Source organism: Massiliimicrobium timonense, assembly GCF_002160865.1.
Lineage (GTDB): Bacteria > Bacillota_I > Bacilli_A > Erysipelotrichales > Coprobacillaceae > Allocoprobacillus.
In genome coordinates this window covers 45,925-60,825 of the sequence record NZ_NFLJ01000015.1, presented here as the reverse complement: position 1 = coordinate 60,825, position 14,901 = coordinate 45,925, and the positions used below count along the sequence as shown (strand labels likewise).

Below are 14,901 nucleotides of genomic sequence, written 5' to 3'. Positions count from 1 at the left end.
TCTTTTTTCCTATCTTTATTGACGTGTTTACTGTTCAGTTTTCAATGTCCCTGTCGCCCTCTCTCGAGTGCTCATCTATAATACCATCTATCCCTTACCTTTGCAAGTCTTTTTTTCATATTTTTTTAAAAAATTAAATAAAAAAATAAATTTTATTGATTTTATCACATTTTTTTGAACAAAAAAAAGTCAAAAGATCTATTTACAAATCTCTTGACTATCTAAAATAATGGTTACTGGGCCATCATTTATAAGTGATACTTTCATATCAGCACCAAAAACTCCCGTTTCTAAATGAATCCCCTGCACTTGAATTGTTTCATTAAAATAATCATAAAGTGGAATAGCCACATCTGGTTTTGCTGCATGAATAAAACTTGGTCGCCTTCCCTTTTTACAGTCTGCATAAAGTGTGAATTGTGAAATTGATAAAATACTTCCATTAACATCTTGTAAAGATAAATTCATTTTTCCATTATCATCTTCAAAAACACGCAGACCAATCATCTTATCAACCATTTTTTCTACTATCTCCTGTGTATCACTTGCACAAAAGCCAACCAATACCATAAAACCTTTTTGAATACTTCCATACACCTTTCCATCTATTGTCACTGAGCTTTCTTTCACTCTTTGAACAACAACTTTCATCACTTTCACCTACCCATATATCTTTAAATTTGTTATAATCATTATAACAAATTTATATAAAAAGGAAAGATTTTATGGCAACAACATTAGCACATCGTATGCGTCCTATTTCTTTAAAAGATGTTTTAGGACAAAAACATATTATTGGCGAACACGCTTTATTTACACAATTTGTAAAAAAGAAGCACCCTATGTCTACTATTCTTTATGGTCCTCCAGGTTGTGGAAAAACCACTTTAGCCTCAGCACTAGCAAACGACCTTCACATTCCATACAGGTTATTCAATGCTTCTACTGGTAATAAAAAAGAAATGGATACCATCATTGAAGAAGCCAAAATGTATGGAGAACTCTTTGTTATCATTGACGAAATACATCGTCTTAATAAAGACAAACAAGATCACTTATTACCTTACATTGAAAATGGTTTGATTATTATTGCTGGATGTACTACTGCAAATCCTTATCATTCTATTAATCCAGCCATCCGTTCACGCTGCCAAATCGTAGAAGTCAAATCACTTGATCAAAATGACATTGTCAAAGGATTAAAAAATGCTTTAGTATCAGAAAATGGCCTCAAGCAGCAGTTTCAAGTTGAAGAAGGTGTCTTAGAGTATATTGCACAGTTAAGTGGTGGTGATATTCGTTATGCTTATAATTGTTTAGAAGTATGTACAATTCTATCACCGGATTCAATGATTACATTACAAATTGTTAAAAAAGCACTACCCAAAGCCAACAATCAATATGATAAAGATGAAGATCAATACTACGATACATTGAGTGGTTTACAAAAATCCATTCGTGGTAGTGATCCTAATGGAGCCATGTACTATTTAGGAAAACTCATTGAAGCTAATGATATAGAATCATTAGAACGTCGTGTCATTACAACTGCCTATGAAGATATTGGCCTGGCTAACCCTCAGGCCTGTATGCGAACAGTCATAGCTTTTCAAGCTGCAAAAGTGATAGGCTTTCCTGAAGCACGTATTCCTATTGCTAGTGCTATTCTTGATTTGTGCTTATCACCGAAATCCAAATCATCTGAAACAGCTATCGACGCTGCTTTAAATTCATTAAAAAAGCATTGTTATTGTGCTCCTGCATATCTTAGACTCACTCCCGTAGGATTAGAAGAAGATGAAAGATATAATTATAATCGTCCCGAACTTTGGGAATATATCCAATATCTTCCTGACCCTATTAAAAATGAGCAGTTCTATATCCCTTGGATGACAAGTTCTTATGAAAAAGCGCTTGCCGAAAATTATCGCCGTATTCTTAAACATGGTCGAACAAATCAAATGAAAAAACTCAACAAAAAATAAAAGCATCACTGATAAAAGAGTTCTATTCTCTCATCAGCGATGCTTTTTTATGAAATATATTTTTCAACAATATAATTCATTTCATTCCATTTCTTTTCCATATCAGCAACTAATTTCAATTGTGTGCGACAACGATCAAGATTATGTGTTGAATATTGTATTTTAAAATAAGTATCTCCTTGAAGATAATCTGTCAAAAAACGCATACCACATTCAAATGTCATAACAAGTGCACCTAAAGGCAATGCTTGCATTTCAGCTAAAGTGAGTTGTCCTTGACATCCTTGAATAAATCCTTTTGTATAAACTTCAAATAAATGCATATCACACTGGACTTTTGATAAATCTTTTTCATCTTCCAAAGCTGTACTTGCTCCAAAACGTATAGAATCTCCAAAATCATTAACTGCCAGTCCAGGCATAACAGTATCTAAATCAATAATACATAACCCCTGATGTGTTTTATCATCAATTAAAATATTGTTTAATTTCGTATCATTGTGTGTAACACGTAGTGGAAGCTCTTGATTTTCCTGCATAGAAATAAGTTTATTTGCCAATTCTTCTCTTTGTAAAATAAACTGTATTTCTTTTTGAACATCTTTAGCACGATTTATAATGTCTTCTTCAACAGCTTTTTTAAACACTTCTAAACGTGCTCTTGTATTATGAAAATCAGGAATCGTTTCATATAGAGTATGTGCTGGAAAATCACTTAACAAACTCTGGAATTTTCCAAAAGCCAACCCGCTTTGATAAAAATCCTCATCTGTTTTCACTTCATCATAGCTGGTTGCACCAGTAATGAAATGATAACCTCGCCAATAATGACCTTCACTATCTTGACAATAAGGTTTTCCATTTTTATTCAAAATAACTGTGAGCGTTTCTCGTTCAGGATCCCCACCATATTGAATAATCTTTTTTCTTAAAAATGTTGTAACATTTAAAATATTTTCCATCAACTGAACAGGATTTTTAAAAATATTTGTATTCATACGTTGTAATATAATAGGAACGACTCCCATATGTTTGATTTTAAATTCAACAAGATAAGTATCATTAATATGGCCACTCCCATATGGTCGTATTTGAATCACTTCTCCAACAAAATCAAATTGACTGATAACCTCTTTCAATAAATTTTCATTATTCATCCATATCACCCCATAAATGTGTTGTATAAATACCTTGTTCTTTCATTTGTTGAATAGCCTTTTCAACTAATGGTTTATCTTCTTTATATGTAACTCCATACCATTGAGAAGATGTTTTAAGAACTTTTACAGTCGCCTTTTTTTGATGCAATAATGAACTCACAACACTTGGAATAAAATATTCACATTTCAATGGATTTGATTTTAAATGTTCATCTAAAAAGCGAGGAAATCCTTTGATAAATTCATCCATTACACCCTGACTAAATCCCCATAGATTCATAGAAACTGTAGTTCCTTTAGCAAGAGGATACCATTGATTATTGTCTTGATAAACAATACCTTCCGGTGTTGCTTGAATTTTTGTACGTTCAGTAATATCTTTTAAATATCCCTGTGCATCAATCTCACAAACACCTCTAGCAACAGTGCCATTATCAGTTAATGTGTTTTCAATGAGATAGCCTACCATAGCCATACGATAAAGATCATCATCTTGATGAGTAGATAAATAATGATAAATCATTTGGAATGACTCTGGTCCATAATAATCATCAGCATTAATAACAGCAAACGGACCATGAATCCATTGTTGACAACAATAAATCGCATGAGCCGTTCCCCAAGGTTTAACACGTCCTTGAGGAACATGGTAACCATCAGGCAGACAATTGAGTTCTTGAAATGCATAATGGACATTCATGATATTTTCTAAACGTTTTCCAATCACTTCTTTAAAGATTTCTTCGTTCTCTTTTTTAATAACAAAAACAACTGTTTCAAAACCTGCACGTCTAGCATCGAAAAGCGAGAAATCCATAATAATATGTCCTTCTTGATCTATTGGATCAATTTGTTTTAAACCACCATAGCGACTTCCCATCCCAGCTGCCATAATGATAAGTATTGGCTTTTCCATATTTTTCCTCCTACATTTCAACCCAGCGCAATTCCATTGGTTTTAAATTGAGTGTTTGAACTTTTTGCCCATGCATATATAAATCTGTTGATAATGATTCTGTTGTATTATTTATAACAGCAATTTTACCGACTTCTTCAAATGCAGCAACTTCTGTATTCACATTGCTGACATAAAACTTTTTCATTTCACTTTCTTTACCGGCTGCCCAATAAATTGTTCTTAAAAGCAAACGGCAATTCTGTGGTGAATAAGGTAATCCAGCCAGATAAACACTTCGTCCTTTTCCATAAGTATTCGTCACAAGTTGTGCATAACCATGATGTTGACTTAAAATCTGGTAATTGTCACCATGTGCATAGATTCCATTCATACCTTCACCAAAATCTATTTCATCTTCAATATCTTCTAATAAGAAATGCTCAGGATTCACTTCATTATATTTATCATGACTTAAAGTAAACCCTATTTCTTTGTCAACCCCAAGAACATCACTTAATTGGAAAAATTGTCCTTGATATTGATAAGCTGTTGGATCTCCAACACCAATAAAGCCACCACCTTGATCAACCCATTGTCTGACTTTTGTCACAACATCTTCATCAATCCAATTTTCAGCTCCTGACCACGAAGTATACTGTGCTCCTGCATTTATGATGACTTTATATTGATCTAAAATACCATTTTTAACATCTTCAAAATTAATAAAATCGACATCTATAGGCATACCACTCAAACATTCAATGATACCTACATATGAATAAATTTCACGATACCAGATAGCATGATGAACTTGATTATTCATCCATCGACGACTTTGACCCCAGCAATTTAAAATAGCAACTTTAAACGGTGAAACATAGGCTTTTGTTCCTTGAATTGTATCATGAATACTTCTAAATTCATCAATGACATGACGAATCGTGTCAATAAAACCAGGCCACTGTAAAGCCAGTTTCAAATAACCACCATATCCAATACGATCAAGTGGACTTCTTAAAATAGCTCTACGTGCTTTTAACCAGTTTGTATGGGCTTCACCAATTGGATCTCCTCCTTTACAAAAGACATCAGGAAAGAAATAAGGAAGTAAGCGTCCTTCAGTATATTTCACGCCTTTAATATCTGAAATCATACGCATTGTCACACCATCACCTACTGACCCGACAACAGCATCTAAACCAATCGTTTCAAAATATGGTCCATAAGGTTCTGTACCAATCCAGTGATCCCCTAAAAACATCATAGCTTCCTTTCCATAACTATGAACAATATCTACAAGTTCCTTAGCTAAATGACAAACTTCCTGTTGTTGAAATTCAATAAAATCTTTGAATTCTTTTGAAGGAACTCTAAACAAAGAATTATGATAACCTTGATCAACAATAAATTCTGGTCTAAATTTATATCCTGCCCATTTTTCAAATTTTCTTAAAATATAAGGAGAAACACTGGCACTATAACCAAACCATTCCACATATTTTTCTCTTTTTTGATCATCAAAAGTTAATGTAAACTGATGGAAAAATGTTGTAAAACGAATAACATCGACATGTGGATTTGCTTCACAGAATTTTTTTAATTTTTCCTTCACATAAGCTTGAGTTTGAGGTTGACGAACATCATATGTGAGTTGGTGAGGAGCATCTTTCCAATCGTTTGTAATAAAATTATACATGTGAACAGGGTCCCAGATTAAAAACGCCAAAAAGCTCACTGTATAAACATGATAAGGGATCGTTTGAATCGTTACTGTCCCCTTATCTTCATCATATTCCCATTGATCTACTGGAACAATTTCACCCGTTGTACGATCAATAACTTCCCACCACTGTTTTGGATCATCAATAAAATTAGGCTTTAATTGTTCAGTATGAAAACCTTTCATCAATGTGATAGTCAATGTTGAATTTCTAGCTGTATAACGATCTGTCATTAAATATTCCTGTTGAATTTCTTCTGGATGAGCCAATGCCCAATCATTATCTTTTCGTGTTGTATAATAAGTTGCATATACTTTCGCATCCAAATCCAATAATTCTTGAGGCATTTGTGTTCCATCACAATCTCTAATTGCATCTGCTCCCAAACTTTCTTTTAACGCTATTGTTTCATCAATAACATCTAAATCTGTCGGAAGCGTTAATCTTCCATAATTTTTCATACTTTATTTTCTCCAATTTCTAATATATTTTGTTCATTATCTACATCAAAGAAATGAGCTTTATTCATTAAATAAGTAAATGATCCCTGATCACCAGAACGTAAAGGTGTACTTCCTGGTACCTTGACAACAAATGGTTGTCCATCTTTTGTCATGTGTACAAAACTTTCTGCTCCCATTAATTCTACAACATCCACTTGACTTTGGAAGGAAGATTCTGGATGGGACATAAAGTAATGCGGATGAGTTGAAATATCTTCAGGACGAATACCCATCGTGATTGTTTTTCCAAGATAATTTTTATCCTTAAGAATTTGAGCTTTATCATCTGGAATTGGTAAAGTCATATCTGAAAGCTGTAAAACAACCTTACCATCTTCTTCAACCAATTGTCCATTTCTAAAGTTCATTTGTGGACTTCCAATAAAACCAGCCACAAATTTATTAATAGGATGCTCATAAAGATAAGTTGGTGGAGCCACCTGTTGAATACGTCCATCTTTCATCACGACAATTCTTGTTCCCATTGTCATAGCTTCCGTTTGATCATGGGTAACATAAATGAAAGTTGTTCCTAACTGTTGATAAATTTTTAAAATTTCGACACGCATCTGCACTCTTAGTTTAGCATCCAAATTACTCAAAGGTTCATCCATTAAAAAGACCTTTGGCTCACGGACAATCGCTCTCCCTAAAGCAACACGTTGTCTTTGTCCTCCAGACAATGCTTTGGGTTTACGTTCCAGATAATCTTCAATATCAATAGCTTTAGCAACAGCACGCACACGACGATCAATTTCATCTTTAGGTACTTTAGCAATTTTCAAACCAAAAGCAATATTATCATAGACACTCATATGGGGATATAGTGCATATGATTGAAAAACCATAGCAATATCACGATTTTTAGGAGCAACATCATTCATCAGCTGCCCATCAATATACAATTCTCCTGCAGAGATATCTTCCAATCCTGCAATCATTCTTAAAGTTGTAGACTTCCCACAACCTGAAGGTCCTACAAATACAATAAATTCTTTATCAGCAATATCCAAATTAAAATCAAAAACAGCTTGTACCTGATTATCATATATTTTATCTATATGTTTTAAAGATAACGTTGCCATACAATTCCTCCTACTTATATTTTCTATTATAGAGATATAACAGAATCAATAATCCTGCCAATCCCACCAGTTCCATTGCTAAACCGGCATAACCAATTTGACTTTGACCAAAACAGACCAAACCAAATGAAGCGATAAACACAATAATCGCAATGATATTTTTTGTGACTTGATTCATACCTTCACACTCCTAATCTTTCAAACCACCAAGTGTCATACCTTGTGTCAGCTTCTTTTGAACAAGTATATATAAAATGAGTGTAGGTAACATAACAATAACTAACCCCGCATATAATTGTCCATAATTAGCAGCTGCCATCTGTCCTTTAGATAATGTTACCAATCCAACAGGTAAAGTTTTTGAAGCTCCAGGCATCAATGTTAAAGCGATGATATACTCATTCCAGAAAGCAAGGAAATTAAATAATATCACTGTAATAATACTTGGTTTTGCCATTGGAGCCATGACTTTAAGCAATGTTTTAAAATAGCCACAGCCATCAATATAAGCCGCTTCTTCATAAGCCTTAGGCAATGTTTTAAAATAACCACTCAAAAGATAAATCGTAAATGGTAAAGCTGTCGAAGCATAGACAATAGCTAAAACAACAATATTATCCAAGAAGAAACTTTGTCCAAACAAACTATAAAACACATCATCCCAATCTAACAACATCAAGAAAATAGGAACGACAATATAATTCACATTAATAAATAACCCTGCCATAAACATTGTATTAATCAATTTCTTTCCCTTAAAATCAAATCTTGCCAGAACATAAGAAGCAGGTAAAGCAATTACAACAAGCAAAATCAAAGCTAATGCTGTTACTATTACTGAATTTAATAAATATTCAGCCATTTTAGCTTTTTCAAAAGCATCAATAAAGTTTTGAAAATAAAAACTCATTGGTAACGTCCATGGACTTCCCTGAAATTCTGCATTTGTTTTTAAAGATGATACAAAAACCCAGGCAACAGGAATGATAATAGAAATAGCTAAGGAAATCAAAGCAACATAAACAAAAATCTTATATAATTTTTCAACACTTATTTTTTTCATATAAACCTCCCTAGAACTCTAAATCATCACGCTCTGTAATCTTATTAATCACTGCACTTAATAAAAATGAGAATAAAAATGTGATAGCCCCAATTGCCATTCCATATCCATAACTGGCATTATTATAAGCCTGATCGTATAGGTAGAATAAAAGTACACGACTTGCGCCATCAGGTCCACCAGTTGTCATGACTTGAACAAGCAAAAAGCTTAAATTAATTGTACTAATAACAAAAAACGTTAATGTTGTACGAATATTTGTCCAAATTAATGGCAATGTAATGGAAAAGAATTGTTTGATTTTTCCACATCCATCTAATTCAGCTGCTTCATAATAATGAGCAGGAATAGATGACATACTTGCCATATACATAACCATATAATAGCCAATAGCCTGCCATATCAATGCAAAAGCAATAGAATACATGACAATGGACTGATTCCCTAAAAATTGAACACCTATCCATCCATCCTCATGAAACAAGCTTAAAAAACTATTTAATAAACCATTTGTTGATGGATCATAGATAGCACTAAAAATAGCTCCAATAACGACTATTGATAATATATTAGGAATATAGAAAATAACCCTAAAGAAATTTTGTCCCTTAATTTTTTCACGCACTAATATCGCTGCAAATAAAATAGCTAATGCCAATGTAAAGACAGTCACAATCACAATCACAAAAATCGTATTTTGAAAAGCACGAATAAAATTCATATCTTCAAATAAAATCAAGAAATTTTGAATTCCTACAAATTCCTTAAAATCAGAAAATCCTCCCCACCTTAAAGTCGACATCAAGAAGACATTAATAGTAGGATAAATCATAAAAACACTAAATAAAATAAGTGCTGGAGCAAGACATAAAATCACAAAACGTCTTTTCTCTTTTGTCTTATTCATCCAATCCCTCCTATAAAAAGAGGCGGTGTTCCCACCGCCTACCTCATGTTTCTTTGTTATTTATTTATCTGCTTTAGCATTAGCTTCAGCAATTTTACTAACAGCATCAACTGATTCATTATACCATTGATCTACTGTTTTATCACCATTCATAACAGAATTTACTGATCCAAATAAGATACCTGTTTCACCTGTTAAAGTCACACCTTCGACAGCTTCAGCAGCCATGAAAGTAGCACTGTTTGTTTTCACACCTTTTTCAGATAATGTATACATAAAACGATCAGCTTCAGCTACTTTATCTTCAGAACCTTTAATAGGAATTAAATATCCTGCATTATAAACATCTTTTCCTGTTTTTTCTGTTTCTTCAGTATTTAAAGCACCATATTTATAGAATAAATCAGCTGCTTCATCACTATAACAATAAGCTAAGAACTGTAAAGCCAATTCTTTGTTTTCAGCTTTTTCAGGAACATACATTTGTTCAACAAAGTTTGTAGAATAAGAATCTCCACCAGCTTTAGCAGCAGGAATACCCATCATTCCCCATTCAAAACCTTCAGGTGTTGTTGCAGCCATTTCACCTGGTAACCAAGTTCCATTAGGAATAAATAATGCATCTCCATCAATAACAGCTTGTTGATTCTTTGTAAAGTTATCACCATTAGCATTAGCTACTGTTGTAGGTAATGTATAATCTTTTAATTTACCAACAATTTCAAATGCTTCTTTGACTTCTGGAAGTTTCCATGCTTCTGTATCATAAGCAATTAATTTTGCATAAACTTCTGGTCCAGCAGTTGCATTTAATAATGAAGTAAAGAAAGCATCAAAGTATCCAGCAGTTGGATAAGTAAATAAATAAATTCCTTCTTTTTTCGCTTTTTCTCCTAATTCAAACATTCCATCCCAGTCTGTTGGTACTTCCCAACCTTTTTCTTTAAACAATCCAGCATTGTAGAATAAACCACAAGGGGCATTATTTAAAGGTGCTAAACGTAAAGTTCCATCTCCATAAGGATCAGCAGTTGCTCCTTCAAAGAAAGATGTTAAAACTTTATCTTTCACTTTTACATCTTCACCTGGAATTGTTTCATCCAATAAAGCTGAAATATCAGCAATTTGTTTTTCTTTAATAAGTGTATCAGTTAATCCACCAACAGCACCTACTGTCAAATAAATAACATCAGGAACATCTTTTCCAGAAGTCATTTTTGGTCTTAAAACATCACTGATTTTCTTATCAAAAGTATATTCTACTTTTGCTCCTGTTTTTTCCTCAAATTTTTTAATAACTTCTTCCCAACCTTTTGTTCCATAACCACCATCTAATCCGGCGATCTTTAAAGTTTTGCTTCCACTTTCAGATGCGCTATTATCATTGCCGCTGCAACCCGTCATTAATGTTGCACACATTAATAATGAAAGCCCTAAAGATAACATTTTTTTCATTTTCATATGCTATTTCCTCCTCCATGATATCTTCTAATAACAATATATCTAAATGTAAGCGTTTTATCTATAGTGAACTTGTTAATTTTTTTAGATATCTTGTTATTTTATAAAAAAGATGTATAATAAAAATAGAAATGACGGGAGGTTATCCATGAGTAGTCAGCGTATTAATATTATAGATGATCAATTTTTCGATCATAAATCACAATTAATGTATGTTTCTTATTCCAAATATGGAAAAGACTGGAAATCCTTAAAACATCTTCATCCATTTACAGAAATCTTTTTTGTTCTTAATGGCAAAGGAAAATTGACAATTGAAAATGAATCTTTTCCAATCAAAAAGAATGATTTAATTGTTGTTTTCCCCAATGTCTATCACCATGAAAATTCACAGGATGATGAACCATTAGAATATGTTGTCTTAGGCGTTAATGATTTACTTTTTCAAATAGATCATCCTCTTGATTATCTTTATCAAAATTTTGACAAAGATAATCAGGACATTGTTTATTATTTTTCTCAGCTTCTTTTTGAAAGTAAAAATAAAGATATTGGTTATGATACCGTATGTCAAAAATTACTGGAATTAGTCATTTTGAAAATTATTCGCAAAATCAATATTCAACTTCAATCCAAACAAAAAACATCTTCAATTCGTCGAGAAATTCAAATGATTTGTCACTATATTGATCAAAATTTTGCCAATGATATAACCTTAGAATCACTGGCACACTCTATGAAGATGAACAAATATTATATGGCTCATGAATTTAAGAAATATATGAATGTTTCGCCTATTCAATATTTAATTGATAGACGTATTGAAGAATGTCAATCTTTACTTAAAACCTCAAGCCTTTCTATTGCTGAAATATCAGAAGCTGTTGGTTTTTCTTCGCAGTCCTATTTTTCACAGATATTCAAAAAAACTATAGGTATGACGCCTTTACAATATCGTCAAAATAGCACTCATGAGGATAGTCCTTTACATATTGAAGAAAAATTCATCATTGAAAAAGTGAAATAAAAAAATGGATTAATCAATCCATTTTTTTATATAAGTCACGACATTTCTAATTGTCTGATGAAAGTCATGCATATTGACTTCAAACCAGACAACAGGAAATTGATTTCTAAACCATGTATATTGCCTTTTGGCATATTGACGAGAATGTTTTTTAATATTTTCATAAACTTCATCACGGCTAATCAACCCATCAAAATAATCAAACCATTCTTTATATCCAATCGCTTTCATACTTTGATGAGATCGTGTTAACCCTTTTTGATATAAAGTGACAACTTCCTGTTCCAGTCCATCATCTTGCATCATATCTACACGTTGATTGATACGTTTATATAATAACTCACGATCCATTGTCAATCCAATAAAACAGGCATCATATAGACAAATATGTTCTTGTGCAGCAACAATCTCACTTTTTCTTTTCCCCGTCTGTTCATAAATTTCAATAGCCCTTAAAACACGTTGACGATTATGGGGATGCAATTCTTGAGCACTCTTTTCATCAATAGATTTTAAATACTGATAGAGTTCATCATGGGATAAATGTTGATATTTTTGACGAAAAGCTTCGTGATTATCTTCCGTTTCATTGAAAGTATAATCATATAAAGCCGCTTTGATATATAACCCAGTTCCTCCAACAATAATAGGCAGCTTTCCACGTTTTTCAATATCATCAATCGTTTGTCTGACCTGTGTTTGAAAATCTTTCACACTATAAGTTTCATAAGGCTCTAATAAATCAATACAATGATGGACAATCCCTTGCATTTCTGTCTGCGTCACTTTTGCTGTTCCAATATCCATACCTTTATAAATCTGCATCGAATCGCCACTAATGACTTCACCATTGAATTGTTTAGCTAATGCGACTCCCATTCTGGTTTTCCCAACCCCTGTCGGTCCTACAACCACAATGACTTTAGTCATTGATTTTCCCTATGCCAAGCAGACTATATAAAATCGAAATAACAACCGACATCAAAATCGTTAAACCAAAAGAAGGAATATAAAAATCAGGAGCTAAAATCATTTGAGCTATTTCTAATACAAAACCATTAATGACGAGTTGAAATAAACCTAATGATAATAACGTTATTGGAAAAGCAATAAAACTTAAAACAGGTTTCACAAAAGTATTTAATAATGCTAAAACGATAGCTATTAAACAGGCAACACCAAAGTCCTTTACATAGACATCATCAAAAATATATGTTGTCAGCATAATTACTGCACCACCTAAAATAAACTCTAAAATCAGACGAAAAAAACTTTTACGCATTATACCACCCTCTTAAATAATTTTTCCAATTCATAACAACTATAAAAAATAATAGTTGGTCTACCATGTGGACAGACATAAGGATTATCGCAACGCATCAAACGATCAAAGATAGTCTGCATATCATCCTGTGATAAATAAGTATTGGCCTTTAAAGATGCCTTACAGCTAAGTGTTGCGATTGCATGTTCCTGCAAAGCAACAACATCTAAATGATTCTTATGCAAGACTTCTTGAATCATCGTATCAACAAATACATTCTCATCAATCTTTTTCATCCATAATGGTAAACTTCTAACAATATAACCATGCTCACCAAAAACTTCTAAATGAATACCAACCTTCTCTAAAAGATTTTTTCTTTCTTCCAAAATCAAAAACTCACTCATAGGATATTCAAATTGTAAGGGAACAAGTAAAGGCTGCATCGTTAAATCTAGATGTGCAAACTTGTCTTTATAGTATTCATAATTAATACGTTCCTGTGCTGCATGTTGATCAACCAGATACATTCCCTTTTCATTTTCTCCAATCAGATACGTTCCATGTATTTGTACTTTTGCATAGATTTTCTCTTTCATTGGTTTGATTGTTTCTACATTGTTTTGCGAATAAATTTGATCTTCTTTTTTATCTTCTGGTTGATCTTGATACGTATAAGTCAAGACAGGTTCATGGACAGATTGTCTTTTTTCGATAATCTTCTTTTCTTCAACAACAGATATGACTGGTTCTTCCATTTCTAATGTCATTTGATCAAGCTGTGGTTTAAATATTTCTCTTTCCGTTGTTTTATTTTTAGGCTGATACGTTAAATTGGCTTGTTGTAAGGTTTCACTGACTCCTTGATATATCAAATCTCTTAGTTCATATTCTTTAGAAAAACGGACTTCCAACTTAGAAGGATGCACATTGACATCAACGAGATAAGGATCGACTTCAATATTAATCACTGCGATTGGGAAACGATTATCTGCTAAATAAGCACGATAAGCACTATTAATTGCATCAATACTCATTACATTTTTGACATAACGATGATTCACAAGTGTAATAATATTTGCTTTAGAAGCACGTGATGTATCAATTTTACTGATATATCCATCAATTATCCATTCATCCGTTGCTAAATGAATAGGCAACATATTTTTAGCAGTCGCAATTCCATACATATTGGCAATAACTTCTAATAATTGACCTTTTCCATTCGTTTGAAAAATCATTTTATCATTATGATAAAGATGAAAGGCAATTTGAGGAAAAGCCAAAGCCATACGTTCTACATATTGATGTATTGCAGCAAACTCACTATTAACAGATTTTAAATATTTTAAACGGGCGGGAACGTTTTGAAACAGTTTTGTAACTGTAATTTGTGTTCCTCGAGGTAAATCACAGATACTTTCATTTTGATATTTTCCAAATTCATAGATAATGGATGTCCCTTGAGAGCCTGTAGATGTTCTTAAATCAAAATGACTCACTGAAGCAATAGAAGGAATCGCTTCACCACGAAAGCCTAAGGTCATAATTTGAAATAAATCCTGATCATCTTTAATCTTGCTGGTCGCATGTCTTGAAAAACACAAACGGGCATCGGCTTCTTCCATTCCTTCTCCATTATCACAAACTTTAATTTTTTGCATACCACCATCTTCAATAAATATATCTATTTTTGTGGCAGAAGCATCAATACTGTTTTCAACAAGTTCCTTAACAACACTGGCAGGTCTTTCGACAACTTCACCAGCTGCAATCTTATTAGAAAGAATATCATCTAATTGTCTGATTTTTCCCAATAAATTCACC

General features: G+C 32.8%; 14 protein-coding genes. 2 read left to right on the top strand and 12 right to left on the bottom strand.

The features are described from left to right. Nucleotides 1-198: 198 nt before the first annotated feature. Entirely contained in the window at nucleotides 199-651 is a 453-nt protein-coding gene (gene dtd / locus B5E75_RS06455) for a D-aminoacyl-tRNA deacylase (RefSeq protein ID WP_087357953.1), read from the bottom strand. Nucleotides 652-725: 74 nt separating this feature from the next. On the opposite strand from dtd, the gene B5E75_RS06450 reads away from it, so the two are divergent. Continuing rightward, nucleotides 726-1,985 (top strand): replication-associated recombination protein A, encoded by a 1,260-nt coding sequence (locus tag B5E75_RS06450; RefSeq protein ID WP_087357952.1) that lies wholly within the window; start codon nucleotides 726-728, stop codon nucleotides 1,983-1,985. 47 nt (nucleotides 1,986-2,032) lie between these two features. On the opposite strand, the gene B5E75_RS06445 is transcribed toward B5E75_RS06450, so the two are convergent. From B5E75_RS06445 to B5E75_RS06415, 8 genes are read right to left on the bottom strand one after another with little or no spacing between them, the layout of a single operon-like run. Beyond that, the gene (locus tag B5E75_RS06445) at nucleotides 2,033-3,142 is read right to left on the bottom strand and encodes a phosphotransferase enzyme family protein (RefSeq protein WP_087357951.1); all 1,110 of its coding nucleotides are present in this window, start codon (nucleotides 3,140-3,142) and stop codon (nucleotides 2,033-2,035) included. Further along, nucleotides 3,135-4,061, bottom strand: a complete 927-nt coding sequence (locus B5E75_RS06440) for a sugar phosphate nucleotidyltransferase (RefSeq protein ID WP_087357950.1) — start codon at nucleotides 4,059-4,061, stop codon at nucleotides 3,135-3,137. Before B5E75_RS06440 ends, B5E75_RS06445 begins: the two co-directional genes overlap by 8 nt. A gap of 10 nt (nucleotides 4,062-4,071) precedes the next feature. Then, nucleotides 4,072-6,225: a 1,3-beta-galactosyl-N-acetylhexosamine phosphorylase gene (gene gnpA / locus B5E75_RS06435; protein WP_087357949.1), complete on the bottom strand. Its 2,154-nt coding sequence runs from the start codon at nucleotides 6,223-6,225 to the stop codon at nucleotides 4,072-4,074. Next, nucleotides 6,222-7,352: an ABC transporter ATP-binding protein gene (locus B5E75_RS06430; RefSeq protein ID WP_087357948.1), complete on the bottom strand. Its 1,131-nt coding sequence runs from the start codon at nucleotides 7,350-7,352 to the stop codon at nucleotides 6,222-6,224. The genes gnpA and B5E75_RS06430 overlap by 4 nt, the downstream gene beginning before the upstream one ends. 10 nt (nucleotides 7,353-7,362) lie before the next feature. After that, nucleotides 7,363-7,530: a DUF6903 family protein gene (locus B5E75_RS14720; RefSeq protein WP_164483538.1), complete on the bottom strand. Its 168-nt coding sequence runs from the start codon at nucleotides 7,528-7,530 to the stop codon at nucleotides 7,363-7,365. A 12-nt stretch (nucleotides 7,531-7,542) separates the two neighbouring features. Then, nucleotides 7,543-8,415: a carbohydrate ABC transporter permease gene (locus B5E75_RS06425; RefSeq protein ID WP_087357947.1), complete on the bottom strand. Its 873-nt coding sequence runs from the start codon at nucleotides 8,413-8,415 to the stop codon at nucleotides 7,543-7,545. A gap of 10 nt (nucleotides 8,416-8,425) precedes the next feature. Then, the gene (locus B5E75_RS06420) at nucleotides 8,426-9,322 is read right to left on the bottom strand and encodes a carbohydrate ABC transporter permease (protein WP_087357946.1); all 897 of its coding nucleotides are present in this window, start codon (nucleotides 9,320-9,322) and stop codon (nucleotides 8,426-8,428) included. Nucleotides 9,323-9,382: 60 nt separating this feature from the next. Then, on the bottom strand, nucleotides 9,383-10,783 hold the full coding sequence (locus B5E75_RS06415; protein WP_087357945.1) for a carbohydrate ABC transporter substrate-binding protein: 1,401 nt from the start codon (nucleotides 10,781-10,783) through the stop codon (nucleotides 9,383-9,385). Nucleotides 10,784-10,931: 148 nt separating this feature from the next. Here B5E75_RS06415 and B5E75_RS06410 point away from each other — a divergent pair, with 148 nt between their 5' ends. Beyond that, nucleotides 10,932-11,810 carry a helix-turn-helix transcriptional regulator gene (locus B5E75_RS06410; RefSeq protein ID WP_087357944.1) on the top strand — a complete coding sequence of 293 codons (879 nt, stop codon included), beginning with the start codon at nucleotides 10,932-10,934 and terminating at the stop codon, nucleotides 11,808-11,810. Nucleotides 11,811-11,819: 9 nt separating this feature from the next. Here B5E75_RS06410 and miaA read toward each other — a convergent pair whose 3' ends face one another. Genes miaA through mutL form a run of 3 tightly spaced genes read right to left on the bottom strand, consistent with a single transcriptional unit; the run spans nucleotide 11,820 to nucleotide 14,891 of the window. Beyond that, nucleotides 11,820-12,740 (bottom strand): tRNA (adenosine(37)-N6)-dimethylallyltransferase MiaA, encoded by a 921-nt coding sequence (gene miaA / locus B5E75_RS06405; RefSeq protein ID WP_087357943.1) that lies wholly within the window; start codon nucleotides 12,738-12,740, stop codon nucleotides 11,820-11,822. Continuing rightward, on the bottom strand, nucleotides 12,733-13,092 hold the full coding sequence (locus B5E75_RS06400; RefSeq protein ID WP_087357942.1) for a phage holin family protein: 360 nt from the start codon (nucleotides 13,090-13,092) through the stop codon (nucleotides 12,733-12,735). Before B5E75_RS06400 ends, miaA begins: the two co-directional genes overlap by 8 nt. Next, the gene (gene mutL, locus B5E75_RS06395) at nucleotides 13,092-14,891 is read right to left on the bottom strand and encodes a DNA mismatch repair endonuclease MutL (protein ID WP_087357941.1); all 1,800 of its coding nucleotides are present in this window, start codon (nucleotides 14,889-14,891) and stop codon (nucleotides 13,092-13,094) included. The genes B5E75_RS06400 and mutL overlap by 1 nt, the downstream gene beginning before the upstream one ends. Between the last annotated feature and the right edge of the window lie 10 nt (nucleotides 14,892-14,901).

What these genes read in the sequence shown, in the direction of transcription:
- dtd (WP_087357953.1), bottom strand. Translation starts at nt 651, where the DNA reads ATGAAAGTTGTTGTTCAAAGAGTGAAAGAAAGCTCAGTGACAATAGAT.
- B5E75_RS06450 (WP_087357952.1), top strand. Translation starts at nt 726, where the DNA reads ATGGCAACAACATTAGCACATCGTATGCGTCCTATTTCTTTAAAAGAT.
- B5E75_RS06445 (WP_087357951.1), bottom strand. Translation starts at nt 3,142, where the DNA reads ATGAATAATGAAAATTTATTGAAAGAGGTTATCAGTCAATTTGATTTT.
- B5E75_RS06440 (WP_087357950.1), bottom strand. Translation starts at nt 4,061, where the DNA reads ATGGAAAAGCCAATACTTATCATTATGGCAGCTGGGATGGGAAGTCGC.
- gnpA (WP_087357949.1), bottom strand. Translation starts at nt 6,225, where the DNA reads ATGAAAAATTATGGAAGATTAACGCTTCCGACAGATTTAGATGTTATT.
- B5E75_RS06430 (WP_087357948.1), bottom strand. Translation starts at nt 7,352, where the DNA reads ATGGCAACGTTATCTTTAAAACATATAGATAAAATATATGATAATCAG.
- B5E75_RS14720 (WP_164483538.1), bottom strand. Translation starts at nt 7,530, where the DNA reads ATGAATCAAGTCACAAAAAATATCATTGCGATTATTGTGTTTATCGCT.
- B5E75_RS06425 (WP_087357947.1), bottom strand. Translation starts at nt 8,415, where the DNA reads ATGAAAAAAATAAGTGTTGAAAAATTATATAAGATTTTTGTTTATGTT.
- B5E75_RS06420 (WP_087357946.1), bottom strand. Translation starts at nt 9,322, where the DNA reads ATGAATAAGACAAAAGAGAAAAGACGTTTTGTGATTTTATGTCTTGCT.
- B5E75_RS06415 (WP_087357945.1), bottom strand. Translation starts at nt 10,783, where the DNA reads ATGAAAATGAAAAAAATGTTATCTTTAGGGCTTTCATTATTAATGTGT.
- B5E75_RS06410 (WP_087357944.1), top strand. Translation starts at nt 10,932, where the DNA reads ATGAGTAGTCAGCGTATTAATATTATAGATGATCAATTTTTCGATCAT.
- miaA (WP_087357943.1), bottom strand. Translation starts at nt 12,740, where the DNA reads ATGACTAAAGTCATTGTGGTTGTAGGACCGACAGGGGTTGGGAAAACC.
- B5E75_RS06400 (WP_087357942.1), bottom strand. Translation starts at nt 13,092, where the DNA reads ATGCGTAAAAGTTTTTTTCGTCTGATTTTAGAGTTTATTTTAGGTGGT.